Origin of the sequence: Roseovarius sp. ZX-A-9, assembly GCF_028369135.1 — a bacterium.
Classification (GTDB): domain Bacteria; phylum Pseudomonadota; class Alphaproteobacteria; order Rhodobacterales; family Rhodobacteraceae; genus Roseovarius.
In genome coordinates this window covers 486336-512788 of sequence record NZ_JAPWHW010000001.1, presented here as the reverse complement: position 1 = coordinate 512788, position 26453 = coordinate 486336, and the positions used below count along the sequence as shown (strand labels likewise).

Annotated in this window: 26 protein-coding genes, 6 pseudogenes and 1 riboswitch; of the genes and pseudogenes, 14 read left to right on the top strand and 18 right to left on the bottom strand. The window is 59.4% G+C overall.

Annotated features, from left to right (window positions below):
• Nucleotides 1-50: 50 nt before the first annotated feature.
• The gene (metZ, locus tag O3306_RS02405; RefSeq protein ID WP_272002760.1) at nucleotides 51-1232 is read right to left on the bottom strand and encodes an O-succinylhomoserine sulfhydrylase; all 1182 of its coding nucleotides are present in this window, start codon (nucleotides 1230-1232) and stop codon (nucleotides 51-53) included.
• A gap of 56 nt (nucleotides 1233-1288) precedes the next feature.
• A riboswitch (SAM riboswitch) is annotated at nucleotides 1289-1365 on the bottom strand.
• 104 nt (nucleotides 1366-1469) lie between these two features.
• On the opposite strand from metZ, the gene O3306_RS02400 reads away from it, so the two are divergent.
• Nucleotides 1470-2174 (top strand): glutathione S-transferase N-terminal domain-containing protein, encoded by a 705-nt coding sequence (locus O3306_RS02400; protein WP_272002757.1) that lies wholly within the window; start codon nucleotides 1470-1472, stop codon nucleotides 2172-2174.
• A gap of 63 nt (nucleotides 2175-2237) precedes the next feature.
• On the opposite strand, the pseudogene O3306_RS02395 reads toward O3306_RS02400, so the two are convergent.
• The 3 pseudogenes from O3306_RS02395 to O3306_RS02385 form a co-directional block, all read right to left on the bottom strand.
• A pseudogene (locus O3306_RS02395) lies at nucleotides 2238-2676 on the bottom strand (IS6 family transposase); the annotation flags it as partial.
• Nucleotides 2677-2749: 73 nt separating this feature from the next.
• Nucleotides 2750-3430: pseudogene (locus O3306_RS02390) on the bottom strand (IS6 family transposase).
• 45 nt (nucleotides 3431-3475) lie between these two features.
• Nucleotides 3476-3718, bottom strand: a pseudogene (locus tag O3306_RS02385) (recombinase family protein); the annotation flags it as partial.
• Nucleotides 3719-3838: 120 nt separating this feature from the next.
• Between O3306_RS02385 and O3306_RS02380 the strand changes: the two are divergent.
• Together O3306_RS02380 and O3306_RS02375 are read left to right on the top strand one after the other, a co-directional pair.
• Nucleotides 3839-3967 carry a ribbon-helix-helix domain-containing protein gene (locus O3306_RS02380; RefSeq protein ID WP_272002756.1) on the top strand — a complete coding sequence of 43 codons (129 nt, stop codon included), beginning with the start codon at nucleotides 3839-3841 and terminating at the stop codon, nucleotides 3965-3967.
• A gap of 103 nt (nucleotides 3968-4070) precedes the next feature.
• Nucleotides 4071-4379, top strand: coding sequence for a type II toxin-antitoxin system RelE/ParE family toxin (locus O3306_RS02375; RefSeq protein ID WP_272002753.1), 309 nt, complete (start codon nucleotides 4071-4073; stop codon nucleotides 4377-4379).
• A gap of 3 nt (nucleotides 4380-4382) precedes the next feature.
• On the opposite strand, the pseudogene O3306_RS02370 reads toward O3306_RS02375, so the two are convergent.
• A pseudogene (locus O3306_RS02370) lies at nucleotides 4383-4601 on the bottom strand (integrase); the annotation flags it as partial.
• 107 nt (nucleotides 4602-4708) lie between these two features.
• Here O3306_RS02370 and O3306_RS02365 point away from each other — a divergent pair.
• Complete coding sequence (locus O3306_RS02365; protein WP_272002750.1) at nucleotides 4709-4936, top strand: type II toxin-antitoxin system Phd/YefM family antitoxin; 228 nt, start codon at nucleotides 4709-4711, stop codon at nucleotides 4934-4936.
• Complete coding sequence (locus tag O3306_RS02360) at nucleotides 4933-5436, top strand: type II toxin-antitoxin system death-on-curing family toxin (RefSeq protein WP_272002747.1); 504 nt, start codon at nucleotides 4933-4935, stop codon at nucleotides 5434-5436. Before O3306_RS02365 ends, O3306_RS02360 begins: the two co-directional genes overlap by 4 nt.
• 172 nt (nucleotides 5437-5608) lie before the next feature.
• Here the strand turns inward: O3306_RS02360 and O3306_RS02355 are convergent.
• A pseudogene (locus O3306_RS02355) lies at nucleotides 5609-6310 on the bottom strand (IS6 family transposase); the annotation flags it as partial.
• Nucleotides 6311-6494: 184 nt separating this feature from the next.
• Here O3306_RS02355 and O3306_RS02350 point away from each other — a divergent pair.
• From O3306_RS02350 to O3306_RS02340, 3 genes and pseudogenes are all read left to right on the top strand, one after another.
• Nucleotides 6495-6680 (top strand): annotated as a pseudogene (locus tag O3306_RS02350) (IS3 family transposase); the annotation flags it as partial.
• 241 nt (nucleotides 6681-6921) lie between these two features.
• On the top strand, nucleotides 6922-8100 hold the full coding sequence (locus O3306_RS02345) for a plasmid recombination protein (RefSeq protein ID WP_334312337.1): 1179 nt from the start codon (nucleotides 6922-6924) through the stop codon (nucleotides 8098-8100).
• A gap of 210 nt (nucleotides 8101-8310) precedes the next feature.
• Nucleotides 8311-8682 carry a hypothetical protein gene (locus O3306_RS02340; protein ID WP_272002745.1) on the top strand — a complete coding sequence of 124 codons (372 nt, stop codon included), beginning with the start codon at nucleotides 8311-8313 and terminating at the stop codon, nucleotides 8680-8682.
• Here the strand turns inward: O3306_RS02340 and O3306_RS02335 are convergent.
• A complete protein-coding gene (locus tag O3306_RS02335) occupies nucleotides 8671-9504 on the bottom strand; it encodes a lipo-like protein (RefSeq protein ID WP_272002742.1) in 834 nt (277 codons plus the stop codon). The genes O3306_RS02340 and O3306_RS02335 overlap by 12 nt on opposite strands.
• Before the next feature lie 60 nt (nucleotides 9505-9564).
• Nucleotides 9565-10554 (bottom strand): YeeE/YedE thiosulfate transporter family protein, encoded by a 990-nt coding sequence (locus O3306_RS02330; RefSeq protein ID WP_272002738.1) that lies wholly within the window; start codon nucleotides 10552-10554, stop codon nucleotides 9565-9567.
• Between the two features lie 598 nt (nucleotides 10555-11152).
• On the opposite strand from O3306_RS02330, the gene O3306_RS02325 reads away from it, so the two are divergent.
• Nucleotides 11153-11827 (top strand): hypothetical protein, encoded by a 675-nt coding sequence (locus tag O3306_RS02325; protein WP_272002735.1) that lies wholly within the window; start codon nucleotides 11153-11155, stop codon nucleotides 11825-11827.
• Between the two features lie 19 nt (nucleotides 11828-11846).
• Here the strand turns inward: O3306_RS02325 and O3306_RS02320 are convergent, their stop codons facing one another.
• The 4 genes from O3306_RS02320 to O3306_RS02305 all read right to left on the bottom strand — a co-directional run bounded on the left by O3306_RS02320 (nucleotide 11847) and on the right by O3306_RS02305 (nucleotide 14477).
• The gene (locus O3306_RS02320; protein ID WP_272002733.1) at nucleotides 11847-12911 is read right to left on the bottom strand and encodes a patatin-like phospholipase family protein; all 1065 of its coding nucleotides are present in this window, start codon (nucleotides 12909-12911) and stop codon (nucleotides 11847-11849) included.
• A 143-nt stretch (nucleotides 12912-13054) separates the two neighbouring features.
• On the bottom strand, nucleotides 13055-13492 hold the full coding sequence (locus tag O3306_RS02315; RefSeq protein WP_272002730.1) for a DUF6789 family protein: 438 nt from the start codon (nucleotides 13490-13492) through the stop codon (nucleotides 13055-13057).
• A gap of 24 nt (nucleotides 13493-13516) precedes the next feature.
• On the bottom strand, nucleotides 13517-13768 hold the full coding sequence (locus O3306_RS02310; protein ID WP_272002727.1) for a zf-HC2 domain-containing protein: 252 nt from the start codon (nucleotides 13766-13768) through the stop codon (nucleotides 13517-13519).
• Nucleotides 13769-13877: 109 nt separating this feature from the next.
• Complete coding sequence (locus tag O3306_RS02305; RefSeq protein WP_272002724.1) at nucleotides 13878-14477, bottom strand: RNA polymerase sigma factor; 600 nt, start codon at nucleotides 14475-14477, stop codon at nucleotides 13878-13880.
• Between the two features lie 361 nt (nucleotides 14478-14838).
• Here O3306_RS02305 and O3306_RS02300 point away from each other — a divergent pair, with 361 nt between their 5' ends.
• A complete protein-coding gene (locus O3306_RS02300; RefSeq protein ID WP_272002721.1) occupies nucleotides 14839-16116 on the top strand; it encodes an alpha/beta hydrolase in 1278 nt (425 codons plus the stop codon).
• A gap of 128 nt (nucleotides 16117-16244) precedes the next feature.
• Nucleotides 16245-16646: a DDE-type integrase/transposase/recombinase gene (locus tag O3306_RS02295; protein ID WP_272002718.1), complete on the top strand. Its 402-nt coding sequence runs from the start codon at nucleotides 16245-16247 to the stop codon at nucleotides 16644-16646.
• A gap of 153 nt (nucleotides 16647-16799) precedes the next feature.
• Here the strand turns inward: O3306_RS02295 and O3306_RS02290 are convergent, their stop codons facing one another.
• Both O3306_RS02290 and O3306_RS02285 read right to left on the bottom strand, forming a co-directional pair.
• Complete coding sequence (locus O3306_RS02290) at nucleotides 16800-17423, bottom strand: inner membrane-spanning protein YciB (protein ID WP_272002715.1); 624 nt, start codon at nucleotides 17421-17423, stop codon at nucleotides 16800-16802.
• Between the two features lie 22 nt (nucleotides 17424-17445).
• Nucleotides 17446-18348 (bottom strand): EamA family transporter, encoded by a 903-nt coding sequence (locus tag O3306_RS02285; protein WP_272002713.1) that lies wholly within the window; start codon nucleotides 18346-18348, stop codon nucleotides 17446-17448.
• On the opposite strand from O3306_RS02285, the gene O3306_RS02280 reads away from it, so the two are divergent.
• Nucleotides 18349-18516: a hypothetical protein gene (locus tag O3306_RS02280; RefSeq protein WP_272002710.1), complete on the top strand. Its 168-nt coding sequence runs from the start codon at nucleotides 18349-18351 to the stop codon at nucleotides 18514-18516.
• An 80-nt stretch (nucleotides 18517-18596) separates the two neighbouring features.
• Here the strand turns inward: O3306_RS02280 and ftsY are convergent, their stop codons facing one another.
• The 3 genes from ftsY to O3306_RS02265 form a co-directional block, all read right to left on the bottom strand.
• The gene (gene ftsY / locus O3306_RS02275; protein WP_272002707.1) at nucleotides 18597-19973 is read right to left on the bottom strand and encodes a signal recognition particle-docking protein FtsY; all 1377 of its coding nucleotides are present in this window, start codon (nucleotides 19971-19973) and stop codon (nucleotides 18597-18599) included.
• Nucleotides 19974-20055: 82 nt separating this feature from the next.
• Nucleotides 20056-20622 carry a GNAT family N-acetyltransferase gene (locus O3306_RS02270; protein ID WP_272002705.1) on the bottom strand — a complete coding sequence of 189 codons (567 nt, stop codon included), beginning with the start codon at nucleotides 20620-20622 and terminating at the stop codon, nucleotides 20056-20058.
• Nucleotides 20623-20789: 167 nt separating this feature from the next.
• Nucleotides 20790-22475: an NAD(P)H-dependent oxidoreductase subunit E gene (locus O3306_RS02265; protein WP_272002704.1), complete on the bottom strand. Its 1686-nt coding sequence runs from the start codon at nucleotides 22473-22475 to the stop codon at nucleotides 20790-20792.
• A gap of 190 nt (nucleotides 22476-22665) precedes the next feature.
• Here O3306_RS02265 and O3306_RS02260 point away from each other — a divergent pair, with 190 nt between their 5' ends.
• The gene (locus tag O3306_RS02260; protein WP_272002701.1) at nucleotides 22666-23682 is read left to right on the top strand and encodes an alkane 1-monooxygenase; all 1017 of its coding nucleotides are present in this window, start codon (nucleotides 22666-22668) and stop codon (nucleotides 23680-23682) included.
• A gap of 60 nt (nucleotides 23683-23742) precedes the next feature.
• Complete coding sequence (locus tag O3306_RS02255; protein ID WP_272002831.1) at nucleotides 23743-24141, top strand: hypothetical protein; 399 nt, start codon at nucleotides 23743-23745, stop codon at nucleotides 24139-24141.
• A gap of 218 nt (nucleotides 24142-24359) precedes the next feature.
• On the opposite strand, the gene O3306_RS02250 is transcribed toward O3306_RS02255, so the two are convergent.
• Nucleotides 24360-26387: an NADPH-dependent 2,4-dienoyl-CoA reductase gene (locus tag O3306_RS02250; RefSeq protein ID WP_272002699.1), complete on the bottom strand. Its 2028-nt coding sequence runs from the start codon at nucleotides 26385-26387 to the stop codon at nucleotides 24360-24362.
• Between the last annotated feature and the right edge of the window lie 66 nt (nucleotides 26388-26453).

Genomic DNA, 26453 nt, shown 5'->3' with positions numbered 1-26453 from the left:
GACACTTGCCACGTCAAACACGACATGGCCTGTCGCTGTCAGAACAGGCGTCACACCGCGTCGAGCGCCTGCATCACATCTGCGATCAGATCATCGGTATCCTCGATCCCCAGCGAGAACCGGACCAGCCCTGGCGTGATCCCCAGCGCCGCGCGCTGTTCGTCACTCAGCCGCTGGTGCGTGGTCGTGGCCGGATGGGTGATGATGGATTTGGCATCGCCAAGATTGTTCGAGATCAGCACGATTTCGAGCGCGTTGAGAAACCGGAACGCTTCTGCCTGTCCGCCGGCAATTTCCAAGGACACGACCGTGCCGCCCTTACCCATCTGTTCGCGCACGAGAGCCGCCTGAGGATGGCTGTCGAGTCCGGGGTAGATGACGCGGCGCAGCTTGGGATGCCCCTCCAACGCCTTTGCCATCGCCAGCGCCGAGTCGGCCTGGGCGCGCACGCGCAGGTCAATCGTCTCCAGCCCTTTGAGCATGACCCAGGCTGTAAACGGCGACATCGAGCCGCCGGTATGTTTCATGTAGGGTTCCAGCGTCTTGCGGATGAACTGCCGGCTGCCAAGGACCACCCCGCCCAGCGTGCGGCCCTGACCGTCAATATGCTTGGTCGCCGAATAAACCACCACATCGGCGCCCTGCTCGATTGCCCGCGAAAAGACCGGCGTTGCAAAAACATTGTCCACGATCACCGTCGCACCGACCGCATGGGCCAATTTGGCCACTGCGCGAATGTCGATCACGTCGAGCGTGGGATTGGCTACCGTCTCGAAAAATACCGCCTTGGTTCCCTCGCGGATCGCCTCTGCCCACTGGGCCTGATCGGTGCCGTCAACGAATGTGACCTCGACACCGAACCGCGTCAGGATCTCTTCAAGCACGTAGAGGCACGAGCCGAACAGCGCCCGCGCCGCGACCACGTGATCGCCTGCGCGCAGCATCGATGTCAGTGCAGCACTGACCGCCGCCATGCCCGATGCGGTGCCGAAAGCATCCTCGGCCCCTTCCAGCGTGGCAATACGCTTTTCGAACATCGCCACTGTCGGATTGCCGTAGCGGGCGTAGATATATTCGTCCGGTCCGGTTTCGATGAATCGAGCCTCGGCGGCCTCGGCGCTTTCATAGACGAACCCCTGGGTGAGAAAGATTGCTTCGCTCACCTCTCCCCATTGGCTGCGCTGCGTGCCGCCATGCACCATCTTGGTGCGGGCATTCCATTCATTTTTCATTTTGACCTCCGGGCCTGTGGCCCACAAAAAAACCCCCGTGCCGGTCAAGCATCAGGGGGTCCCCGCTCCTGACCTTTTAGCGGAATATTTAACGTGGCCCGCAATCCGGTAACAAATCGCCACGCGATCCGTTTAGCGCCGGCGGCCCGGCGCGTCAACAAATCTGTGACGCGCATAACCTTGCCAACAGGGTAAAAAGCATCATCTTGGCAAGACACCCTGTAGCGGAGCGCGCCCATGACCAGCCCCATCGACCTCTATTTCTGGCCCACGCCAAACGGTTGGAAAGCCGCCATCGCACTGGAAGAGATGGGCCTGCCTTACACAGTGCATCTGGTCAACATAAAGGAAGGCGCGCAGTTTGAACCGGCGTTTCTGGCCATCTCGCCCAACAACAAGATGCCCGCGATCACCGATCCCGATGGTCCGGACGGCGCGCCGATCAGCATTTTCGAGAGCGGTGCGATCCTGCAATACTTGGCGCGCAAGACCGGGCAATTCTGCGGTGCAACCGAACGAGAGAGGATTGCGGTCGATCAATGGCTGATGTGGCAGATGGGCGGGCTGGGCCCGATGGCCGGGCAGGCGCATCATTTTCTGAAATACGCCCCGGCAATGGAGCCACCGCAGGACCTGCCTTATGCCAAGGACCGGTATCGCTCTGAAACCGCCCGCCTTTACCGGGTACTCGATGCCCAGCTGAGTAAGCATGAATTCGTTGCCGGTGATTTCTATTCCATCGCCGACATGGCAATCTGGCCCTGGGCGTCGCTCTGGGAGGGTCAGGAGCAAAGCCTGGAGGACAAGCCGCACATGGCGCGCTGGCTGGATACGGTCGGCAAGCGTCCGGGGGTGCTGGCGGGCCGCGCGCTTCATGCCGATCTGCGCACTGACCTGCGCGCAGACAAGGCATCGCATTCGGTTCTGTTCAAGCGCGACTGACGCGTTCGACAGTTCCGTCGCAAATTTTTGTAGGTGTTTTAGAAAGCTACCCTGCGGACATGACTATGCCGCCAGCGCTGCGAATTGCCGGAATGCAGCTATGCCTTGAGCCGCAAATTGTTTCTTGCGGATCATGTGGGCGACCTCGATCCCTGCGATGGTTGCGGCAGTTGATTGGAAGGCCTTGAAGCCCAGCGTTGGGCCGGTAATCCGCTTGATAAAACGGTGATCCTGTTCCAGAATATTGTTGAGATACTTGATCTGCCGGATCGTGAAAAGAAGTCCCTTCCCGGTGAATTTCAGGATCACGTTTACTGCTGTCAGGCCGGTCAAGTTTGCGCCGCTCTTGTCGATGGCCACCCGATCTGGCACGCACGTTTGTGCCGATCGCCTGCTTGAAAAACCTGCGGGATGCGGCAAGGTCACGGCGTTCTGACAGCATGAAAACAAGGGTTTGGCCATCCAGATTGATCGCGCGATAAAGGTAAGTCCACTTGGCTTTGTCAGGTTGTTTTGTAGCGACGTGACAAAGATCCGCGCTCCGTTCAGGCTCCCACTTCGGCCAAATAGTTGTTCTACAGGCTGAACGCGTCAGCCCGAGATTGGCGGTAGGATTTTGTGGAAAGGCTGTGACGCTTTGGTCGAAAGATGTTGGTGGTCTGATCGTGGACGGGTAGGAAATTCTGCGCTTGGCGCGGGGATTTGAAACGGCCCATGGTCTTTTCTCTTCGTCGTGTGTGTCGATGCGACGCCTCGGATTGGTTGTTCAACCCCTTGTGGGAACGATGATCTACGCTTGGGCAAAGATCACGGACGGCCGCGCCATAGCTGCGCAGTTTGTTTGTCACAAGGACACGCGGCACACCCCATCGTTTCATCAACTTATTCAGGAAACGCTTGGCAGCATGGGCATCTCTGCGACTTTGCAACAGTATCTCCAGTACGTCTCCGTTGGCGTCGACCGCTCGCCAAAGCCAATGTTTTCGCCCACGAATTGAAATCACGACCTCGTCGAGGTGCCATTTGTCGGCAGGAGCCGGGCGATCGCGACGGATCTTGGCCGCTATCTGTGTTCCGAACCGCTGGCACCATACCTGGATGCTTTCATACAAGACGATTACGCTGCGTTCGGCCAACAGATCCTCCACGTCACGCAGGCTCAGGGCAAACCGATGGTACGCCTAGACGGCATAGTAAATGACGGGCCGAGGGAAACGGAAGCCCTGCAAGCAAGGCTGTGAAGCTTTGCTGATCATGACAGATGGCCATGCGGGCGGCCGGGGCGCGTCAATAACATGACAAAGCCGTTCGATCACCTTCAGCAAGTGCGACAGAGACCGCGCAAGCCGGTCGATCCGCACGACGACCAGCGTGTCGCCGCTCTGGACGCGTTCGAGCACGCGGGCAAGTACTGGCCGCGCACGATTGCCGCCTGAGGCGTGTTCTTCAAAAATCTCGAGGCATCCCACAGTTTGCAGGGCCTCAGACTGTGGCAGGGGGGTCTGGCCGTCTGTGGAAACGCGGGCATAGCCTATCAGGGGCATGAAAACGGGCCGTTTGCAATTTTAGATTTCGCTACTGAACGACCCTTTAGCTCTGATTGCATGAGCGGCCCTTGCCTTATGGCAAACTTTGCCATAGCGTATTTTCAAAGGAGACTACGAATGGGAACCATGAACATATCGCTGCCCGACCCGATGAAGAGTTGGGTTGAAGATCAGACCAAGGCTGGTCGGTATGCCAATTCCAGCGACTATGTGCGCGACCTGATAAGACGCGACCGTGCTCGGTAAGAAGCCATCTCGGAACTGCAAGCGGAAATTGACCGCGGCCTTGCCAGCGGACCAGCGAAGCGGCTTGATCAGCAAGCCTTCAAATCCGTAATGCGTTCCAAATATGCCCGCAGATAGAGGGTGGACCGTTCGGCCTGCCGCTGAGACTGATCTGTCCGACATCTGGTTATACGGTTCAGATACTTGGGGCATAGATCAGGCGGATCGTTATGCGGATGGTCTGTTTGCACTTTTCGACTTGCTTGCCGAATTTCCGGAGATGGCACGAGAGAGGACTGAGTTCTCGCCGCCTGTGCGGATTCATTCCAGTGGCAAGCATCTGGTAGTCTACCAAGTAGCGGGGCAACGGGTTGAGATCATCCGCATATTGCATGCTCGTCAGAACCTGACAGCCTATCTGATGGAGGGCTGACCATCACAATCCCGCGGCCTTGGTGAGGTTCACGCGGAACCGGTCGCGGCGGCGCTGATAGCGCCGGGTCATTTCGGCAGAGGCATGGCCGAGCTGCTTCTGGATATAGCGTTCGTCAACCTCGGCGCCACTGGCAAGGCCAGTGCGCAAGGAATGGCCGGAAAACAGGGCAAGGCGACCCTTCTCCGGTAAGTCGGCGCGGATACCAGCGGCCAGCACGGTGGCGATGTGGGTTAAATTGTTTTTCCAACAGAAGTCGTTAGGAATACGTTCCTGTGGACAAAATGGACATTTTAGCCATATAATGGTGGTCAACAAAGGAGGCCGCTATGACACGAGTTACAGCAACAGAGTTTAAGAACAATATTGGCGCTTTTAGCGATGCAGCGATGAGCGAGCCTGTGATTATCACAAGCCACCAGCGTGACCGCCTCGTGCTTTTGTCAGCAGATGAGTATCGCCGTTTGGTTGGCGATGTGTCGCCAGAATTTGAAGATCGCCTAGAGCGCAGCCTGAATCGCCATAGCAATACGTTGGCTGAGCTTGCCAAGCGATGAGTGAGCCGAACTGGCTGACCCCTGAGGAAGTCATACGCATCAACATGAAGGTGGTGGAGCGCTCTAACGAGCCGCATTTCGTAAGAGATAGAGGCTTGTTAGAGTCGGCGCTTGGACGCCCAAAAAACCTTCATGCCTATGATGAAACTGACACCTTTCAGCTTGCCGCAAGCTATGCGGAAGGCGTTTCGCGCAACCACTCTTTCGAACAAGGCAATAAGCGCACAGCCCTTCTGTGTGCTGATATGTTCCTGTCCCAAAATGACTATGAGCTACAGGAAGCCAAGGGGTTGGAGCACGTCGAGATGATGGAGCAGCTAGGTCAGGGCAAAATCACCCGCGACCAAGCGGCTGCATATCTCAGGGAGCACTCGCGCCAGATCGAGCAGGAACGCCAGACGGAGCAGCCAACCAAGAAGGATTGGTCGAAGAAGCCTGCACAATCAAAACCCTCGAAAAGGCCCCCCGCCCCAAAGCGTGACATGGATCGGGAAAGATGAGCATTACCGATAGACCCAATCCCCTGACCATCCATGTGAGCGACGACGAGCAGGCATATCTCGAAATGTCAGCGCACCGCATGAGAAGGCTTGCCGCTCGAAGTGGTCTAGAGGGCATTGCCAAGTTATTTGACGTAGATTGCAGGAGTGGTGATTTCTCGCAATCAGGCGTCATCTCGGCGGCATAATCGTCCCACAGGCCGAAGGCATCGGCTCTGGCATGACGGTAGGAGATGGTGGAAAGTCGATAGCGGCGGGGGCGGAAGATGATGCTGATCTGGTCGTGGGCAGCAAGGAACCTTTGCGCCTGCCTCGGTGATTTGAACCTTCCCATGATCTTTTCCCGTCGCCGCGTCGGCCGGTGTGACCCTTCGATCAGATTGTTGAGGCCTTTATGCGCGCGATGATCTGCGCCCGGCGCAAAATCGTGGACTGGCTTGAAATAGCTGCGGAGCTTGTCTGTGATCACAACGCGCGGGTGGCCAAATTGGGTGACAAGCCGCTTCAGGAAACGTCGCGCGGCTTTCGCGTTTCGCTGTCGCTGAACGAAAATGTCGAGCACAGCTCCGTCTGCGTCGACCGCCCGCCAAAGCCAGTGTTTCACGCCATTGATCGGCACCGCCACCTCGTCAAGATGCCACTTGTCTGCAGGTGTCGGCCGATCCCTTCGGATGCAGTTGGCAAAATGGGGACCGAACCGGTTTATCCATAGCCGAATGGTCTCCCGGCTGACGACCACGCCACGCTCAGCAAGCAGATCCTCGACATCGGCCGTGCTGAGTGCAAACTGATGGTAAGCCCAGACGGCATAGGAGATGATCTCGCGGGGAAAACGAAAGCCCTTCAGGCGCGGCATTGTTGGTGAAGTTCTCATGATGATCGCCTATCCCGACGCAAAGCCGTGATCAACTTGGCAATCCCCAAAAAACGCACAAAGGACGGAAAGAGCAAAAGTGAAATCATTCGCTGTTTGAAACGCTATATCGTTCGCGAAATCTACAGCCAGCTTTGCGTGTCCAAATCAGCTCAGATCGCTCCTTGACGAATATAGGAGCTTCAATGCCCCCGTCGAGACGTTCTTCAAAACCATCAAGGCAGAGCTGATCTGGCGACGGTCATGGGAAACACGGCGGCAGGCCGAGATGGCAATCTTCGAATACATCAACGGCTTCTACAACCCGCGCCGCCGCCATTCAGCACTGGGTTGGAAAAGCCCAGTCGCTTCCGAACGGAAGGTGGCCTAAACGAGCACCGGGGGCGGCACGAAAGCGCGACAGGTCCAATGAAAAAGATAAAGGAAATCTGCCGTGGGGTTTCGAAAGGGGGCGGTGCAGCCCGTCGCCGGAGAGACGTAACCACAGGTTATGGCTAGTAGGTTCCCGAGCGCACGAGATCGGCAGGCAAGCTATCCCGTTCATCTTTTAAGAAATCTCTGGGGCTTTATTTATTAAATCGATTTTCACCTTCCCCGACTACCTTGGCAGGATGGAGGAAAAGAGCTTTGCCATTTCTGTCAGGATCGAGCACCGCGCAATGGGCCGCGCAAAGGCTGCGCGCTATCACGATCTGCGCACGGGTCACATTCCGGATTATGTCGATCGAGCACGGATGGCCGATAACTCTACGATCATCGAGCCTGCCCAGCCCTCGGCGTTGCGCCGGGTCTGTTTAGCCCACCGTGCCAACCGTCCCACACAGCGCGCCATGAGGAAAGATGCGGCCGTAGCCAGTTGCTTCATCATCACCTTCGGAAAAGCAGCACAGCCAATCTTCGAAGCCCTATCCAAAGCCCAGCAGGACGCCGCGTATAAGGCCGTAGCCGAGGCCGTGGCCTCCCTTCTTGGATCAGAGGTAACCGGCCTTGTCGCTCACCGGGACGAGACCGCCCCGCATGGTCACGGGCAGATGCCGGCTGTCCGCCCTGATGGTCAGCCCCTATCGAAGGTGCTCACGCCCAGCATGGCAAAGCGAGTGCAAGACGTCGCCGCCCAGGCTATCGCAGAATTTGCGCCACAGATTGTCAGAGGTAAGCCCAAGGCCCAGAGAATAGCCGATGGAGAGCCCAGATCGAAAACCGTTCACCGTTCTGTCCAGGAATTGCACAGCGACCTTCCCAAAGAGATCCGCGAAAAGGCGGCCCAGATTGAAAAGCTTCAAAGCCGTATTACGAAGATGCGCGACGAAGAAGAACGGACAGCGACAAATGTTAGGACGCTGGCCACCTATGAAAGGCGGTTAGTCGAGAGTATAGTCCAGATGGAAGAGAAGCAGCGTGTCCTCGATGAGGGCGCCCGCGCTCTGCAGGATCAACAAGCCGAACAGGCCGCCCGTGAAACCGTCCTCAAAAAGCGTGAGGAAGTGGTCGAGGCCAGAGAGCAGGAGGCAACAGCGCAACTGGATGGCCTCAGGGCCGCCGCAGAGGCCATCATGGAGGGCACAGTTACGCGTGGGGACGATGGTCGACCAAAGGTAACAGATGCCACACACGCGGCTCTTCTAAGCCCTGTGTGGCGACCCCTTGGCCCTCTTGTCATGGCGCTAGCTGATATGCGCTCCGAAATGGCAACCAGCCTACAGCGCTTCCGTGATCTATTCCGCCGCAATGAACTGGCACCCGACATCGTAGAGGATGGGAAGGACTACCTAGACGGGATGGAGCCATAGAGGCAAACAGAAGCCGGATTTAACGCGATCAGATCGCGACGGAACCCATATAAGCTCCAGCAACCTGACAGTGCCGCGCGATGACATGCGCGCATTCACCTTCGCCCATGTAAAGTCCCGCGCCGCTCCGACACTGATGGTCACACATGATCCCGACGATGCCTAGCCGCTGGCGGGCTTGTCATTACCCTGAAAGGCTTCACCCCTGAAATGAACACCCAAGCCATCGTCGCCATTGTCATCACCGCCATCTTGATGGCTGCCAGCGCGCTTGGCCTGACCGAGACCTTGGGCGCGCATCCGTTGTGGGCGGTGAAAACCGGAATGATCGGCAGCGGGGCAGGATTGCTGGCTTATGCCGGCTTGCGATGGGCTGGGATGCGATCCGGGCCTGTTGCGATTTTGGGTGGGCTGACGCTGGTCTCGTCAGGGTTCGTAGCCACGCAAGGCAAAAGCGTTTTTATCGTATCATTTTCTGAAAATACCTTGGCCGGGCGGTTCTGGTTCTTTGGCTGGTTCGCAGTCATGGGCGCATTGTGCTTGACGCTTTGCGCCCTTACGGCGCTCACGCTACGCCGCTGATCCGTCTGCCAGTTTCGGCTCCGGCTCCGGCTCTGGCGCAGGTTCGGGGGACCATTTCAGAAGATGATGATCAAAGCCGTCGTCCAGATGCGGCTTCACGATCCGGAAATACGGCGACAGGTCGAAATCGCGTGGCGTGAACAGCGAATGGTGGCGGATATGCATGATCTCACGTCTAGCAAATTTGCATTCGTTCCGCGCCTTCACCGCCCGCACATCGGGCAGGATCGGATAGCGGACCGACTGAAACGCCCGCGCGATCAACGACGAGCAGATCGCGCGTGTCGGATCGCCTGATCCAAAGGCCAACATGCGCCTGCGCCAGCGCACGGGTACAGGCGGTGTTGGAAAGAAGTAGCGCAGAAGGTCGAAGATGTTGCGCAGATCGTATTTCAGGCCCAGCCGCATGGCCATGAAATCGGTCACAGCGCGACATTCCTCGGGCGACAGACCGACGGGACGGCAGATCCGTGTGTTGAAATGCGCGTATTTTGACACGGGCGCCGATACGCAGCCTTCACCCAGATTGACCTCGATCAGGCGATGCCGCTCTTGCGCGCCCGGCGTAGCAGGCAGGCTGTCACCCACATACATCGCGGCATGAGACCATGTGGATTGGGTCAAATATTTAATAGCGTTGGATATCTGCTCCTGCCCCTCGACCAAAAGCACGTCACCCGGCCGCAGCGTGCGACACAGGGTGTCAAAATCCGACGGTGTGAAGGGGGTATATCCAGCGCTTGGGCGGTTCAGCCGATTGGCCATGCGCCGCCCGATACGGCTCAGGAGTGAATCGCAGCAATCTCGTAGAGTGACGGCCATCTGGATCCTCCGTTTGACGTGCTCTGGTCTTGTTAAAGAGACTCCATTGGCGTCGTTATGTTACAGGCTGGAACGGCAGATGTCGGATTCGCAGCGGATGGCAGGCATCTTGCGGCCCATCGCACGCATCAGGACCAAGGCGAGCGTGACGCCCAAGATGATCGCCCCCCAGCTCGGCAGGGCATGGGGTGACAGCGAGGGCAGCCCGAACAGGATCAGCCCGTCATTGCCGCCGGGGATCAGCGCGGCGCCTACGCCCATGGCGACCCCGGCCATCCCGTGGCGCAACGCGGCCTTGGCGCGGACGCGGCGAATTCGGAACGATCCCCGCAACGCGGCAGAGCCGGCCATCCCGAGGATCGCCGCTGCCGAGATCAGCCACAAAACCGCGCCGTTGGCACAGCCCGTCAAAGGCGCCGCCCGAACCGCGCAGATCATTGTCGAGGTGAAAGACCATTTCGTTCCAAGCGACAAAATTCCGAAATTTGCGATTGCCAGCAAAGCGATGGAAAGGGACAAAGGCCAATGGGCCGCACGCAATTGCCCCCATCCTTCGGCGCGAAGACGCCGCAGGATATTCAGAACCTCCCACAGCATCCAAGGCCCGAGGAAGAACAGGAACCAGACCGGGATGCTCTGCGCCAATACCGGCGTTTGGTGCAAATCGCGCCATAGCAGGTGGACCCCGGCCATCCCAATCGGCCAGCCCGCCAGCGTGAACAGCATGACGACATGCCCTTCGGCCAATCGGACCAAGGTGGAAAAGCTGCACGCCCCGTTTGCCCCGGCCCCAAGACCGAAGATCAGGCCGCCGAGCACACCAATCAAACCTATCGGCCAGTGACGCAGGACAATGCCGTCCGTCAGCATACTCGCAATTGCGGTCAGACCGATCACCCACAATGAGGCCTTCAGAAATGACCAGAGAATCCAGCCACGGCCCGAGGTCATCACCTCTGCCACGGCCTTGACGGCGCATAACCCGGCCCGATGCGCCGAGACCCCCAAGATCGCGCCCAAGAGCAGGGACAAGGGCAAGATCAATGACATGGGATCTCGGCGCGGGCTGGCTCAGTCCGGCCAAAAGCGTTTTGATGAATAGTTGAAACACGACAATATGTCGAAACGACCACGGTACATGGATGTTGCCCGCGTTTCGAACTCAAGGTGTGTTTCAATATATTCTCGCAATGCTCTGGTTGGCCAGGTGGTCAGAAGTGAACGCGTTGTCGTCGTCCGCAACCAGCGGCAGCTCGGCGGCGATCAGTAATCGTTTCATTTACTTTTCTTCCGTTTGTCTTGAACTTGTGACAAGCGAGGGCCCCTAGTGTTTCACTTCCGCGCTACACTAATTCGTGAGTATCCAGCTGCATCGAAACGCCTATGCCAACTCTGCTCGAATTGCTGGGTTTCCGGGGCCTTTCCCTTGACTTTCCTGCATCTTGGCAGACGTTGATTCCGGAAAGGTTGATCACCATGACGCGCGCTGCCCAGTGTTTAACGCCCGTCGAACTGCCGCCGTTTGCGGCACTCGCGTCTGAAGTCAGCGCAGGGTTTACCACTTGGCGCAGGGCTACATTCACGCCCTGCGAACATCCGGGCAACCGATGGACCACCGCCACTGCCGACTGTTTGTGCAGGGGGCCGCATGGCTGAGTTTCCCGACGCCCCGCAAGGCACCGTGACCACGCGCATATTCCGCATCGTGCAGCGTCTGATCCTTTTGCTGATACTGGCTTATGGCGTTCACCTGTTGATCGCCTGGTTCTCCGCGCGGACTGCGAACATCCATCCCGGTGCTCAGGCCGGCATGTTGGTGGCGCTGCTATTGGTCTACGCTTTGCTGATTGCCGTCCCGTTCGTGCCCGGGATCGAAATCGGTTTGACGCTGCTGGCCGTCGAGGGCGCGTGGATTGCCCCTTGGCTCTACCTCGCCACAGTCTCGGGGCTTCTGATCGCCTATGCAGCTGGCGAATGGGTGCCTTATGTGCGCCTCCACCGAATTCTGGCCGACCTGCACATGCGCCGGGCCTGCGCATTGCTGGAGCATATTCAACCGCTCAGCCGCGCGGAGCGGGTCATATTGATGCGCGGCCGCGCGCCGAGATGGCTTCGCCCCTTCATAACCCGCTATCGCTACCTGGTCATGGCGGCCGCCATCAATCTGCCGGGCAATTCAGTGATTGGCGGCGGCGGTGGCATTGTGTTTCTTATGGGCCTCAGTCGATTGTTCAGGCCCGTTGCCGTGGCCCTGACCCTTTCGCTGGCCGTTATGCCCGTTCCGCTGGCAGTCTGGGCCTTCGGCGCCGACATCATACCATGACGGCGTTCCGGATCATCGACTAGCCGTGATGCTGCGGCCCGATCCCCTGAAACATCCGGCGCAAATCCACGGTGCTACGCGTTCCAATTTCGGTATAGTTCCGATCCAGCCAGGACGCGGCCGTTTCGCGCCCCAGATCGCGCAGATGTGTCAGGAAGGCCCATTCCGCGTTCATTTTTGACGATGCCCCCAGTTTCATCAGGGCCGTTTCATTCTCAATGATGTGGATACGTTCCAGCCGATACTGGGCCTCGTCCAGCTTGCCTTCTTCGATCAACCGCGCCACGAAATCGATGGCCCGCAGCTCCTTGAGAAGGCTGGAGTTGAAGCTGATTTCGTTGGCGCGGTTCTGAATCTCCTGCGCGGTTTGCGGCACGCCTTTGCGTTCGATCGGATTGATTTGCACCACGACGATATCAGCGGTGTCAGAGCCGCTATGAAACGGAAACAACGCCGGGTTGCCAATATAGCCGCCGTCCCAATAGGGCACGCCATCAATGATCACCGACCGGAAGACGTTTGGCAGGCAGGCCGAGGCCATGACCATATCCGCCGTCAACAGGCGGCTGTCGAAAACCTTGACCTTGCCGGTTTCCACATTGGTGGCGGAAATATAGAGTTGGATGCTGTCGCAGTGTCGCACGCACTCGAAATCCACGCAGGATTCCAGCACGTCTTTCAACGGGTTCATGTTCATCGGGTTCAGCTGATAAGGCGAGAACATCCGGCTCATCGCGTCCATCACCTGATAGCCCCAGGATCGATCAAGGCTCCAATACCCCATCATCACGTCAATCGGTGCGCGTTTGATCGGGCTGCCTCTGGCGGCGTCGCTCATGGTCTGCCAGAAGCCATGCAACTTTTCGCGCGCGCCATCGGCCCCGCCCGCAGTGTATCCATCGGCCAGGGCCACGGCGTTCATCGCCCCTGCGGAAGTGCCGGAAATCGCTGCGATTTCCAACCTTCCATCCTCCAGCAAATAATCCAGAACGCCCCAGGTGAACGCGCCATGGGCACCGCCACCTTGCAGGGCCAGGTTGATCCGCTTGGGCTTCGCAGCGGGAGATTTGTGGGGATGCTTCATTCCGTTCTCCATCAGTGTGCCGCCCAGCCGCCGTCAGCGTGGCACCGTTTGCGCCGGAAAAGCGGATACTATCACATATATAGTATGTCTCTGGTTCTGGGCACGGGCGGCAGCTGTGTCCGCCCGCACTCAAAGTGTCGTGCTCAGTGTGTGGCCATCTTGGGCGCGACGAGCATGTGAAACACGATGCCCAGCACGGCCCCGTAGACGATGTGCAGCACCAAAGTCATCATCGGCGCCATGATCCCGAAGGCCATTCCGAACATTCCGGCCCCGGCCATCGGCATGACCATGATCATCATGCCAAGCCACGCGGCCACGCCAAAGACGATGCCTTTGACAACGGCCGTTCCGCCCGGAATCAGATCGTAAAGAAGTGCAAACCCGCCACCCCAAACCACCGTGCCAATCACGAAGTGGCCCAGCCACCCCATCGCAGCAGACGCGCCCATCATGGCACTGAGCATGGCGATGACATCCAGTTCCGGCATGACGCCCATCATGCCCTTGGCCAACATCATCACCGACAAAACGACGGTCGCTATCAGCCCGGCGACGAGGCCGGCTGTGATCTTGTTCATATTATGGTTCCTTTTCCGGGGGCCTTAGCCGCCCTGTTTCTTTTCTTCGTGAAGCTTGGAAAGGATTTCGCTGATGCGGCCATCGTCGGCCTCTTCATGCGTATCGGCTGCAGTCAGGTTCTCGGTCAGATCACGTGTTGTCCGCACCTGGCCGATGAACCGTTCACAGCCTTTGCACATCGCAAGATGCAAACGCATCTGGAGGCCTTCCCATGTGCTCAACTCCCCGTCGATCAGGGCGCTTGCACGGGTTGCAACTTCCTGGCAGCTCAACATCTGGCGGTGTCCTTTTCACGTGCCTCACATGAACAGGACAATCGGAACGCTGCCGCGTTACAGCTGTCCGAAAAAATAATACAGGTCCAGCGACATGCAAGATCTCCCATCACATCAGCCCGTCGAGAGCGGCCCGAACACCCAGACGTGCCCGGTGCAACAAGACCCGCATGTTGCCTTCGCTGATGCCAAGGATGGCGCAGACTTCTTCGGCACCCAACCCCTGTTGGGCTCGCAGAATGATCACCGATCGCTGGCCCGGTGGCAGGGCTTCGATCGCGGTATTCACATGGTCCATCACGCTGCGCCCCTCCAAAATGCGTTCGGGGGTCAGGACTTCCCACAGTTCGGGGATGTCCTTCCAGCGACCCCGACCATCAAAGGCGGCAGCCAGATTGTCGTCCTCGCCCGTGCCATCAAACGAGACCATGCGCCCGTCGCGCTTGGCACGGCTGCGGGCCTTGTTGATCAGGATCGAGAATATCCAGCTTGCCAACGACGACCGCCCTTCAAAGCCGCAGATGTTTTTAAGAACTGCGATCCAGGTTTCCTGGGCCACCTCTTCAGCCGTCGCGCGGCTACGAACGATGCCTACAGCGACGCGGATCAGTGATGAATTGTGCTTGCGGTAAACCTGCTCGAATGCGGTGCGCTCACCGGCAGCAAGCAGTTGAACAAGCGTCGTTTCCTCCGCCCGAGCAGTCGACATCGCACTCCCCCATGTTGATCCGCCCACTAAGCGGAAAAAACGTGCTGAAAGTCTAGTCGCGAGCGCTGCCGGACAAGGGATCGTGAAATGCTGTGTCTTGATTTTTGCAGGTCAGCCCAGCAGGTGTTCAATGTCGGTCGCTGCCTGAAGGGTGCAATGGCAGGGCACTGAACCATCCGCAGCGACCGGCACGAGATCTCATTCGCCCAAGGTCAAGGCGCTCTCGGACCAGGTCGTCAGAAGGGTTAGATATGTCGAGAAAATCGGGCGGGAATGGATATTTAAAAATTATCCATTTTTTCATAACCTTCAGGACACATAGGGGCATGGATTGCAAATCTATATAACGCGAACCTTTCTAGTGGCCCTGATTTTCGCCACGGTGTTGAGTGCCTGCGACAACTCTGCAGGCCAACTTTCCAAGACTCCAAACTTGTACAGCACGGGAAAATTCTACCCGACAGAGCACGTACCCGACAGCCTGAGAACGGTAGCGCCGCAGATGTACTTCGTCACCGACAGAGCGTCAGTGACAAAGGCCGGAGCTTTGGCCGGGTACAGCGCGTCACGGTCGGATTCGATGGTTTTCGGATCTGCCAAGGTACAATTTGGCGATGCCGTGGATTGGGCGGACCTTGTGCGGCAAACCCATTCGGATTCCGGCCAGAGATTTTCCACACTTACCCCGCAACCGGCCCAAGAAATTGTACGTTTCCCGGTAACACCGCTGCCGTTTGAACGTCGTGATGGAGGTATTCACAACCTACCGGGACCAGAGGCTGAATATCAACATCAGGTCCGGTTGTTTCAGGCGGCCATCCGCGAAGAGATCAAACGTACCGGGAACGGCCGGATGCTGATCTATGTGCACGGGGTGAAAAACGACTTTGATGACTCTCTGACGGTGCTGGCGAACCTGTGGCATTTCACCGGGCGTGCATCCTTGCCAATCGCGTTCAGTTGGCCAGCAGGGAACAATGGGGTTTTCGGGTATTTCAAAGATCGTGAAGCGGGGGAGTTTTCGATTTTCCACCTCAAGGAACTTCTGCGGATGCTGGCCGCCGTTCCGGAAGTGGAGGATATTGACATTGTTGCGCATTCGCGAGGTACCGAAATCGCGACTTCGGCGCTAAGGGAACTAATTATCGAGCAGCGGGCAAAAGGGAAAAAACCAAAGCTGGCCTTGAAAACCGGCACGCTGATTCTGGCAGCTGCGGATCTGGATGTAGGTGTTATGCGCCAACGATTGATGGCCGAGCATTTTGCCGAAGCATTTGAGCAGATCAACGTCTATATCAACGATAACGACAGTGCTCTTCACCTGTCATCGACGCTGACCAGCGTGCCACGTTTTGGGGCATCGAGAGCTGCGGATTTCAGACCTGGAGAACTGGAAAGCCTCGGGCGGATCGGTCTGGTGTATTTCATTCAGGTCGAGACGGCTGGAGGCATGTACGGGCATTCGTATTTTCGTCAAAATCCTGGGGTGATGTCAGATATCGCGTTGACCCTGCGCACCCGTGCTTTTCCCGGCAGTACATTGCGGCCATTGGACTTGGACGAGCAAAACTTCTGGACCCTGCATCCGAATTATCCATTGGAGAGACTGCCTGAGCTTTCGCCGATCGATGGCAGGTAAGCCTTGCGGGACCGTTGCATTAAGTCAGCGGAAGTCGCAGGCTCGGCTTGTTTGTGATGGTGGAGGGGTCGATGGCACAGCGCAATAATCCGTTCTAACGGCATCGGTTTCCTCGTGAGATCATCCTGATGGCAATGCGCTGGTACTGTCGCTACTCGCTTTCGTGCAGGGATGTGCGCAACCTGCTGGCTGAGCGTGGCGTGACCGCCGATGCCTCAACTATCCATCGCTATGTGCGCAAGTTCGGCCCCGAGATTCGCGAGTGGGCTTATGGCGCTCACCGTTCCTGGCGCAGGTTGCAGTGGCATGTCGATCGCAAGTACCTCAACAACCGGATCAAAAGCGACCACGCCTCGCTAAAGCAGCGACTTCGCCCTATGCGGGGCTTCCAAACCCTGGTCGGCGCCAAGGCGGCTCTCGCTGGCATCGAAACTTTCCGCACCATCCGCAAGGGACAGTTTGAAAACTGCGAGATCGGCGTGGCCAACGAGATCGACTTCGTGGCCGAACTCTTTCCAGAAACCGTGTGAAAGACACCAGACCCGGCTCTCAACGTGTCGAACCAAGTTAATGCAACGGACCCGTTTCTTCCGACCCTGCTCTGCAACATCGGCAATCAAGCTGGAAGCGAAAAAGTTTGCGACATTACCCGTTCGGCCGCCCACCCTTGGCAAGTCCCTTGATCAGGCGCGGGGCGGCGTTTCCTTGTCGTCGTCCTCTTCGGTGCCGTGTTCTTTGAACAGCTTGCCCTGGGTGATGAAGAACACGAATATTGCCGCCGTCAGCCCGAATGTCTTGAAATACACCCATGTTTCTTCTGACTGGGTGCGCCAGATGATTTCGTTCAGGATCGCCAGCGCGAGGAAAAAGAACATCAGCCGCCGTGTCAGGATCATCCAGCCTTCATCGGTCAGCGGCATCAGCCCTTCCATCAGCGATTGCAGATAGGATTCCCCGCGCATCAGTCCAAAGCCCAGCGTGCCGCCGAACAGCAGGTAGATGATCGTTGGCTTCATCTTGAAGAACATCGGGTCGTTGAACCATACACTGAGCCCACCAAAGACGACGATGAGCACAGCCGTTACGATCTGCATTTTCGACAGATGCCCGGTCAGTTTCCACAAGACCGCGATGGACAGCAGAAAGACCGGGATGAAACCGGCAGTGACCACTACAAACCCTGCATATTCCGTGCCGCCGATGTCAAAGGTCCGGCCCTTGAGCCACAGATAGGCCAGGAAGAATCCCAGGATCGGGCCGAATTCCAGTGCGGTTTTCAGCCCGCCATTTATGTCTTTGCCTGCCATTTCGGTACTTTCCTTTCGGGGTCTACCCACCCATTTCAACTATGACCGCGCCGAGTGCAATCAAGGTCATCAGCGCAATGCGTCGCGGACCCACGGTTTCTTTCAGCACCAGCCAGCCGATCAGTGCGGCAAAGACGGTCGATGTCTCGCGCAGTACGGCGGCCTCGCCGACCTTGTCCAGACGCGTGGCCAGCATGATCGACCCGAACGAGGCAAACGCAACCACCCCGCCGAAGACCCCGCGCACCATCAGAGGGCCGATTGCGGGTGGGGCCGTCATTCCGCGCCATCGTAGATAGGCAATGACCGGCATCACAAGGCCATCGAAAAAGAAGAACCACGCCAAGAAGGTGAACGGGTTCGCCGTCGCGCGGATGCCATAGGCGTCATAGGTGGTATAGAGCGCGACCAACAGGCCAGTAATGACCGCCAGCCCCAGCGCCATGTGCAGCGTATCACGCGCGGCCACCAGAAAGATCAGGTTGTAGATCGCCAGCCCGAAAATCCCGGCCAGCAGGACGCCAACGCCCAGCCACTGGACCGTCGTGAACACTTCGCCAAAGATCAGATAGGCTCCGATGACCGCAAAGAGCGGCCCTGTGCCGCGCACCACCGGGTAGACCACCGTATAGGCACCTTTGGTATAGGCCTGCGCCTGCAGGATCTTGTAGACCGTGTGAATTGCCCATGCGACGCCGAAGATGGCCCACATATGCGGTTCGGGAAAGGGCACGACAAAAAACGCAAAAGGCGCCGCCATCATGGCGTAAGATATATCGACCGCCCCGCGTGTCAGCCACGGATCATGCCGCCCCTTTTGCAGAGCGCCAAAGATCGCGTGCAGAAGCGCGGCCGCCAGCGCCAGGCCAAGGGCAAGTGTATGCCCGGCTTCGGTGCCTTCAAGTGAGATCAGCCAGTCACTCATATGGCGAACATGCCCTTTGGCACCGGCGACGGGATCAGCGTCGACCCCCTGCGCCCGATCAAGGCGGTGACCGCCGGCGTCGCGTTTCCGGCAACGGGAATCGTGGTGGTCGTTCTAACAGTCCTGCGCGGGGCAGAGCGTTGGATGGACACCCACGACGACACCTAATCAGACCGGAAAGATGAAGTTGTTGGCGATACCGTCGACTGTTTCGACGGTACCCAACCGGGTGATCAGGTCGCCGTAGATCATTTTTCCAGACCGGTCAGCGCAGCGGCGAATTCCTCGGGGTCGAAGGGCGCCAGATCGTCGATCTGCTCTCCCACCCCGATGGCATGGATCGGCAGGCCGAACTTGTCCGCCAGCGCCACCAGAACGCCGCCCTTCGCGGTCCCGTCAAGCTTGGTCATCACCAATCCGGACACATCGGCCAGCTTTTGAAACGTTGCCACCTGGCTGAGCGCGTTCTGCCCTGTGGTCGCATCCAGCACCAGCAATGTGTTGTGCGGCGCGCTCGGGTCTTTCTTGCGGATCACGCGGACGATCTTGGCCAGCTCCTCCATCAGGTCGGCGCGGTTTTGCAGCCGTCCTGCCGTGTCGATCATCAACAGGTCCGCTCCGTCTGCCTCGGCCTTGGTCATCGCATCAAAGGCAAGGCTGGCCGGATCAGACCCTTCGGGCGCGGTCAGCACCGGCACACCGGCCCGGTCGCCCCAGATCTGCAATTGCTCCACAGCCGCGGCGCGGAAGGTGTCACCGGCGGCAATCACCACCTTTTTGCCTGCTGCGCGGAACTGGCTGGCCAGCTTGCCGATCGTGGTCGTTTTGCCCGATCCGTTCACGCCGACCACCAACACCACCTGCGGGGTTTTCGAATAAAGCGGCAGCGGGCGCGCAACCGGCTCCATGATCCGGGCAATTTCACGCGCCAGCAATTCCTTGATCTCTTCCGTCGACAGGCGCTTGCCCATGCGGCCCTCGGCCATGTTCGCCGTGACACGCAGCGCGGTATCCACCCCCATGTCGGCGGTGATCAGCAGCTCTTCGAGCTGTTCCAGCATGTCGTCGTCCAACGCGCGGCGCAGCGGCGCCTTGGCAGCGTCCCGGCCCAGCAGACGCCCCAACAACCCCGGCTTTGCCTGCCCTGTGCCCTTGGGCAATGTGTCGAGCGGTATTTCCGTCGGTGACTGCGTCGGCATCGGATCGGCCGGACGTGCAGGCACTTCTACTGGTGCGGCGGGCGGCGTTTGCCTTGGCGTTACCGGAATCTCGGTCGGGGTCTCTGGCGCGGGGCGCGGACCCGGATCGGGCCGGGGCGCGGTATCGGGTGCTGGCACGATGTCCGGCTTGGGGGCGGGTACCGTGTCGGGTTTCGGATCAGGGACGGTGGATGGTCCAGGATCGGGGATCGTGTCGGGACCAGGGTCCGGTATGGTGTCCGGGCCGGGATCGGGTATCGTCGCGGGCATCGGCCCCGGTGTCGTATCGGGGGCGGGATCCGGTTGTGGCGGCTCCGGCAGATCGGGCTCGGCTGTGCCGCCGTCTTCGATGATCGCATCCAGCCCGTCCTCGATCCGCGAGGACGATTTAAAGAGCTTGTCCTTGAGTTTCTTGAAAAACGCCATGTCGCGCCCTTTCGGTTGGGTTCCTATGACGTAGTCGGGTCGGCCAAGATTGAAAAGGGGCATCCCACAAAGGGCATCGGAGTTACGCCGAGGACGGCAGATGCAACAGGGTTCGGGCGAAACCGCGCGATTCCCCGATGATTTCCTCGGTCAACGACGACAAGGTCGCGCGCGGTGGGTCAATCGTCGCCTCCACATCGCCATCGGTATATTGCAGCACCGCCTCATGCTTGCGCGCCAGATGCTGCATCCGTCCGTTTTCGCGCAGGCAGACCATGTGCAGCGTCCGTATAGAGCGGTTCTGCGCCGCTGCGATCAGACGGCTGAAGAGGGCATCGCCGAGTCCCGCATTCTGCCACTCGCGCTCGACCGACAGGGCCGCCTCGGCGCTTGGTGGCCACTGGCCAAGAAACCCGCGCAATTCGGCGACGCCACGAAGTTGCCCACCCGGAAAGGCCCCGTAGACGACCGAGTCGAAATCCAGCACTCGCTCGGCATAGCGCCGCAGGGCGCAGTCTTTTAGCGCCACGCCAAAGCGCAAGCGGCGCGTTTCCGTGTCGAGCCGCAGGAAATGGTCGACGACATCGGACAGATCACTGCGCCAGAGCCTGCGGATGGTTGTATCGGCAAGGATTGTTTCGGATAGCACAGGACGGAACTCCATCGCGCCATGGCGCGTCGCAGATTTGTCCTCCCGCCGCGACCATAATGCTGCGGCGCCGCGTAATCCATCTAAATTGGCAGTTACCGTTCGAAGAAACAGAAAAGACCGGTAACTGCCCGAAATTTCATCAAAGAGCGCGAGATCCTCGCGCCCTAGACCTCATCCGGGAAATGTTTGAGGGTCGACAGGATCGGGTTCGGCGCGGCCTGACCCAAGCCGCAGATCGACGCATCGGCCATCGCGGTGCACAGCTCGGTCAGCAGGGGCTGATCCCAGCGGTCGGCCTTCATCAGCTTGACCGCCTTTTCACAGCCCACCCGGCAGGGTGTGCATTGCCCGCAACTCTCGTCCTCGAAGAACCGCAGCATGTTGAGCGCCGCCTGTTTGGCACTGTCCTTGTCGCTCAGCACGACGACAGCGGCAGAACCGATGAAGGTGCCATGCGGCTGCAGCGTGTCGAAATCCAGCGGGATATCATCCATCGACGCAGGCAGAAGCCCTGACGACGGGCCGCCCGGCTGATACGCCTTGAAGCTGTGACCATCAAGCATCCCGCCGCAGGCTGCGATGATATCGGTGATGGTCGATCCGGCGGGCAGAAGATGCACGCCGGGGTTCTTCACCCGACCGGACACCGAATAGGACCGCAGCCCCTTGCGCCCGTTTTTCTCGACATCCGACAGGATCGCGCCGCCCTCGCGCAGGATGCGCGTAACCCAGTGCAGAGTCTCGACGTTGTTGACCAGCGTCGGACGATTAAAGATACCGACCTGTGCGACGAACGGCGGGCGATGACGGGGCATGCCGCGCTTGCCTTCGATGCTCTCGATCATCGCGCTTTCTTCGCCGCAGATATAGGCACCGGCACCGCGCCGCAGTTCGATATAGCCCGGCTTGACGATGCCAGCCGCTTCCAGCGCGGCAATCTCGGTGGCAAGGATACGCAGCACGGCGGGATATTCATCGCGCATGTAGATGAAACAGGTTTCCGCCTCGATCGCCCAAGCGGCGATCAGCATGCCCTCCAGGAACAGATGCGGCACGCGTTCCAGATAATAACGGTCCTTGAACGTGCCCGGCTCGCCCTCATCGCCATTCACGGCCAGATAGCGCGGCCCGGCTTCGGCACGTACGAAACCCCATTTGCGGCCAGACGGGAATCCCGCGCCGCCAAGGCCACGCAGACCTGCGTTCAGCAATTCGGTCTGCACCGCCTCGAAATCACCACCCTCGCGCAATTCTGCCAGCTTGGTATAGCCACCATTGGCGCGGTAGGCTTCGAAGCCCTCGTAATCGGGGATATGCGCATGGGTGTCGTTTGCAGCAATCGCCGCCTGCACCTTTTCCGGCGTGGCGTGGTCGATATGGTTATGGCCCAGCTCCAGCACCGGCGCCGTGTCACAGCGCCCCATGCAGGGCGCGCGCAATACGCGCACCTGACTTGCGTCCAGACCGTCTTCCAACGCAGATTTCAGCGCCTGCGCGCCGGCCAGTTCGCATGACAGCGAGTCGCACACCCGGATTGTCAGCGCGGGCGGCGGTGTCTCGCCTTCCTTGACCACATCGAAATGGGCGTAGAAGGTGGCGACCTCATAGATTTCGGCCATCGAGATGCGCATTTCCTCGGCCAGCGCACGCAGATGCGCGGCGGACAGATGCCCGTATCTGTCCTGAATGAGGTGCAGATATTCAATCAGCAGATCGCGGCGGCGCGGCGTATCGCCCAGCAGCGCCTTTACCTCGGCCCAAGGGCCATCCATCAGTTGCCGCCCCTTCGGCGTGTGGCGGCCCTTGCCCTTGCCCGATTTCCAGACGCCCTTGCGTTCATCCAATGCCATAACCGGTCCTCAAAAATGTATCTTACCAAACTTTACCGCCGCGTCGGCACCCGAGCGTGGCCAAAAGCGACCCCCGTCGCTTCAGAAGCGTTGGGAAAGTGGTCGGATTGTTGATTTTCAGGCTTTGGAATGCCACTGCGCCTGCCCTATGTTCGGCGTCAATCGTACCCATCGAGCGGAGCCGAACCACGTGTTGCTATTTGCCATCGCCACGCTGATGCCCGCCGCGCTCATTGCGTTCGGGGTGGCTTATGGTGGCGTCGCAACCGCGCTGGGGCTGATTTACATGACTGTATTTGTTGCCCTGCTCGATCAACTGGTTGCGCGCGAGGCAGTCAATGCCGATCCGGAGGCCGAATTTCCCGGCAGTACCGCGCTGCTGGCAACGCTGGGGGTCGTGCATTTTGCACTTCTGGCCCTCGCCGTCTGGGCCGTGGCAGGCCCCGGCGCGCTCGGACTGGCAGAGCGGGCGCTGATCGGTGGCGCCGCTGCGCTGGTTTTTGGCCAGATATCCCACCCTGTCGCGCATGAGCTGATCCATAAACCATCCCGCGCCCTGCGTCTGATGGGGCGCCTGATATATACCAGCCTGCTGATCGGCCATCACGCCAGCGCCCATCTGCGCGTGCACCATGTGCATGTGGCCAGTCACCGCGATCCCAACAGCCCGCCGCTGGGGCAGGGGTTCTACCGCTTCGCGCTCAGCGCGGCACCGCGCAGCTTTCGCGCAGGCCATGCCGCCGAGACGGCGATGCTGGCGCGTGCCGGCAGGCCGGGTTGGCGGCACCCCTATCTGCTCTATGTCGGTGGCGGGCTGGGATGTATACTGTTGACGGATCTGGCCTTGGGCATGGTCGGGGTCGTGATCTATCTGGTGATCTGTCTCTACGCCCAGATGCAGATCTACCTGTCCGACTACGTCCAGCATTACGGTCTGCGGCGCAAGACGTGTGCCGATGGCTCGTTGGAGCCGGTCGGTCCGCGACATTCCTGGAACGCACCGCACTGGTACTCGTCGGCGCTCATGCTGAATGCGCCGCGCCATTCGGATCACCACGTCACGCCAAGCAGGCCCTATCCGGCGTTGCAGTTGCGATCCGAGGACATGCCAATCCTGCCGCGGCCTCTACCTGTCATGGCCGCCATCGCGCTCTTTCCACCCCTCTGGCGACGGATCATGGACAAACGCGCGGCGCGTTGGGCCTGATTCCGCGCAGCCGGGCCGAAACATGTGGAATCCGGCGATGCGCTCTGCCAGAATTGAATGATGCGCATCCTGTCATTCTTTCTCGTGCTGATATGTTCGGCCCTGCCCGCCGCCGCGCAGGATCTGATGAGCGCGGAAGAATTTGACCGCTACACTATCGGCAAAACCTTTTATTACGGCAGCCTTGGCTCGCCCTACGGGGCCGAGGAATATCTCGAAGGTCGCCGCGTGCGCTGGTCTTTCCTCGATGGAAAATGCCAGCAGGGCGTCTGGTATGAAGAGGCGGGGCTGATCTGTTTCGTGTACGAAAACCAGCCAGATCCGCAATGCTGGAGCTTTCAGCAGGGCAGTGGCGGCCTGATCGCACGGTTCGAGAACAATCCCGAAAACACCGAACTTTACGAAGTCGAAAAGAGCGTCGAGCCGCTTTTGTGCCTCGGCCCCGAGGTTGGCGTCTGATCTCCTAAGTCGAAATTTTTAAGGCGCCCTGGGACATTTTCAGTCATCAGCAAAACCAGAGCGCGTCCACCCCTTCATTTTGCCAAAGCGTTTCGACATATTGCCGAACCAAGGCAAAATGTCGAAACGCCCCGGACATATGAAGGTTGCGCGCGTTTCGAGCTCAAGTTGTGTACCAACTTAAACTCGAAACGCTTTAAAAATACTCGAATGTACCGTCAGAGTTCTGCCGCCAACCGCGTGCCTTGATCAATCGCCCGTTTTGCATCCAGTTCCGCCGCCACATCCGCGCCGCCGATCACATGCACGGACCGGCCCGCCGCCTGAAGCGCGTCGGCCAGGCTGCGTTCGGGCAGCTGACCCGCGCAGAGCACGATGGTGTCCACTTCGATCAGGCCAGGGTTCTCGCGCGCCTCACCATAGCTGACGTGAAGCCCGCGGGCGTCGATGGCCTCGTAATTCACGCCGCTCACCATGGCGACCTTCTTCATCTTCAGCGCGGCGCGGTGAATCCATCCCGTTGTCTTGCCCAGTCGCTTGCCGGGCCGCTCGGCCTTGCGTTGCAACAGCGTGACCTGACGTGCTGGCGCTTCGGGCTGCGGGCCTTCGGGGGCCAGCCCGCCGCGCGCTTTGTCGGGATCGGTGATGCCCCATTCCGTCATCCATTCGGGCAAGTTCTCGGTCGGGCTGTCGCCATCTTGCGTCAGGAATTCGGCCACGTCAAAGCCGATGCCACCGGCGCCGATGATCGCGACACGCGCTCCGACCTCGGCGTGCCCGCGTAGCACGTCGATATAGCTCAGAACGTTGGGACCGTCCTGACCGGGGATGCCGGGATCGCGCGGAACAACGCCGGTGGCAATGATTACCTCGTCGAACCCGTCCAGTTGGTCTGCGCTCACATCGGTGTTCAGCCGCATTGTCACGCCGGTGGCGCTCAGCATTGTAGAGTACCAGTCAACCAGCCCGTGAAATTCTTCCTTGCCCGGAATGACCCGCGCCATGCTCAATTGGCCGCCGATCCTTGAGTCGCGATCAAACAGCGTTACCGCATGTCCGCGCTCGGCCGCTGTGATCGCTGCGGACAGGCCCGCCGGCCCCGCGCCGACGATTGCCACCGTTTTGGGTGTCTCTGCCGGTTTGATCACCAGTTCGGTCTCGTAACAGGCGCGCGGGTTCACCAGGCATGTGCTGATCTTGCCCGCAAATGTGTGGTCAAGGCAGGCCTGGTTGCAGGCGATGCAGGGCGCGATCAGGGCGGCCTGATCCGCCGCCGCCTTGGCCACGAAATCAGGATCAGCCAGGAATGGCCGCGCCATCGACACCATGTCGGCGCAGCCGGTCGCCAGCACGTCCTCGGCCACGTCGGGGGTGTTGATCCGGTTCGACGTGATGACCGGGATGCCCACCTTGCCCATCAGCTTTTTCGTGACCCAGGCAAAGGCCGCGCGCGGCACCGAGGTGGCGATGGTCGGAATGCGCGCCTCGTGCCAGCCGATGCCGGTATTGATGATCGTGGCGCCCGCTGCCTCGACCGCATGGGCCAGTTGCACGACTTCCTCATGGGTCGATCCGTCAGGCACCAGATCAATCATCGACAACCGGTAGATCAGGATGAAATCGGGGCCCACGGCTGCGCGCGCGCGGCGCACGATCTCGACCGGCAGACGCATGCGGTTCTCATAGCTGCCGCCCCATCGGTCGGTGCGCTTGTTGGTGTGTTTCACCAGGAACTGGTTGATGAAATACCCCTCGGAGCCCATGATCTCGGCGCCGTCATACCCGGCCTCGCGGGCGCGCGCGCAGGCCGTGACGATATCAGCGATTTGCTTTTCGATGCCGTCTTCGTCCAGCGCCTTGGGCGGAAAGGGCGATATCGGCGATTTGATCGCCGAGGCACTGACACATTCCGGCCCGTAGGCATAGCGCCCCGCATGCAGGACCTGCATCGCGATAAGACCACCGGCAGCGTGCACCGCGTCCGTCACAACCCGGTGATTGGCGATGTCCTGATCGGTAAACAGACCGGCCGCACCGGGAAACACCCCGCCCTCGCGGTTGGGCGCCATGCCGCCGGTGACCATCAGTGCCGCACCGCCGCGGGCACGCGCGGCATAAAATTCGGCCACGCGCGGCCAGTCCTTGGTTTCCTCCAGACCGGTATGCATCGAGCCCATCAATACGCGGTTCTTCAACGTAACATGGCCCAGATCGAGCGGTGTCAGAAGGTGGCTGTAACGGGTCATGGCGGCCTCCGGATAGTGTGGGGGCCAGCATGGCGCGGGGATTGCATTTTGTCACCCCGCAACGCT

Coding starts and splice junctions, on each gene's coding strand:
- O3306_RS02340 (WP_272002745.1), top strand. CDS start 8,311: ATGAACACCCAAGCCATCGTCGCCATTGTCATCACCGCCATCTTGATG.
- O3306_RS02295 (WP_272002718.1), top strand. CDS start 16,245: ATGGCAATGCGCTGGTACTGTCGCTACTCGCTTTCGTGCAGGGATGTG.
- O3306_RS02345 (WP_334312337.1), top strand. CDS start 6,922: ATGGAGGAAAAGAGCTTTGCCATTTCTGTCAGGATCGAGCACCGCGCA.
- O3306_RS02310 (WP_272002727.1), bottom strand. CDS start 13,768: ATGTTGAGCTGCCAGGAAGTTGCAACCCGTGCAAGCGCCCTGATCGAC.
- O3306_RS02280 (WP_272002710.1), top strand. CDS start 18,349: ATGGCGAACATGCCCTTTGGCACCGGCGACGGGATCAGCGTCGACCCC.
- O3306_RS02360 (WP_272002747.1), top strand. CDS start 4,933: ATGAGTGAGCCGAACTGGCTGACCCCTGAGGAAGTCATACGCATCAAC.
- O3306_RS02315 (WP_272002730.1), bottom strand. CDS start 13,492: ATGAACAAGATCACAGCCGGCCTCGTCGCCGGGCTGATAGCGACCGTC.
- O3306_RS02325 (WP_272002735.1), top strand. CDS start 11,153: ATGGCTGAGTTTCCCGACGCCCCGCAAGGCACCGTGACCACGCGCATA.
- O3306_RS02330 (WP_272002738.1), bottom strand. CDS start 10,554: ATGTCATTGATCTTGCCCTTGTCCCTGCTCTTGGGCGCGATCTTGGGG.
- O3306_RS02380 (WP_272002756.1), top strand. CDS start 3,839: ATGGGAACCATGAACATATCGCTGCCCGACCCGATGAAGAGTTGGGTT.
- O3306_RS02320 (WP_272002733.1), bottom strand. CDS start 12,911: ATGAAGCATCCCCACAAATCTCCCGCTGCGAAGCCCAAGCGGATCAAC.
- ftsY (WP_272002707.1), bottom strand. CDS start 19,973: ATGGCGTTTTTCAAGAAACTCAAGGACAAGCTCTTTAAATCGTCCTCG.
- O3306_RS02290 (WP_272002715.1), bottom strand. CDS start 17,423: ATGGCAGGCAAAGACATAAATGGCGGGCTGAAAACCGCACTGGAATTC.
- O3306_RS02365 (WP_272002750.1), top strand. CDS start 4,709: ATGACACGAGTTACAGCAACAGAGTTTAAGAACAATATTGGCGCTTTT.
- O3306_RS02250 (WP_272002699.1), bottom strand. CDS start 26,387: ATGACCCGTTACAGCCACCTTCTGACACCGCTCGATCTGGGCCATGTT.
- O3306_RS02375 (WP_272002753.1), top strand. CDS start 4,071: ATGCCCGCAGATAGAGGGTGGACCGTTCGGCCTGCCGCTGAGACTGAT.
- O3306_RS02255 (WP_272002831.1), top strand. CDS start 23,743: ATGCGCATCCTGTCATTCTTTCTCGTGCTGATATGTTCGGCCCTGCCC.
- O3306_RS02305 (WP_272002724.1), bottom strand. CDS start 14,477: ATGTCGACTGCTCGGGCGGAGGAAACGACGCTTGTTCAACTGCTTGCT.
- metZ (WP_272002760.1), bottom strand. CDS start 1,232: ATGAAAAATGAATGGAATGCCCGCACCAAGATGGTGCATGGCGGCACG.
- O3306_RS02265 (WP_272002704.1), bottom strand. CDS start 22,475: ATGGCATTGGATGAACGCAAGGGCGTCTGGAAATCGGGCAAGGGCAAG.
- O3306_RS02400 (WP_272002757.1), top strand. CDS start 1,470: ATGACCAGCCCCATCGACCTCTATTTCTGGCCCACGCCAAACGGTTGG.
- O3306_RS02285 (WP_272002713.1), bottom strand. CDS start 18,348: ATGAGTGACTGGCTGATCTCACTTGAAGGCACCGAAGCCGGGCATACA.
- O3306_RS02335 (WP_272002742.1), bottom strand. CDS start 9,504: ATGGCCGTCACTCTACGAGATTGCTGCGATTCACTCCTGAGCCGTATC.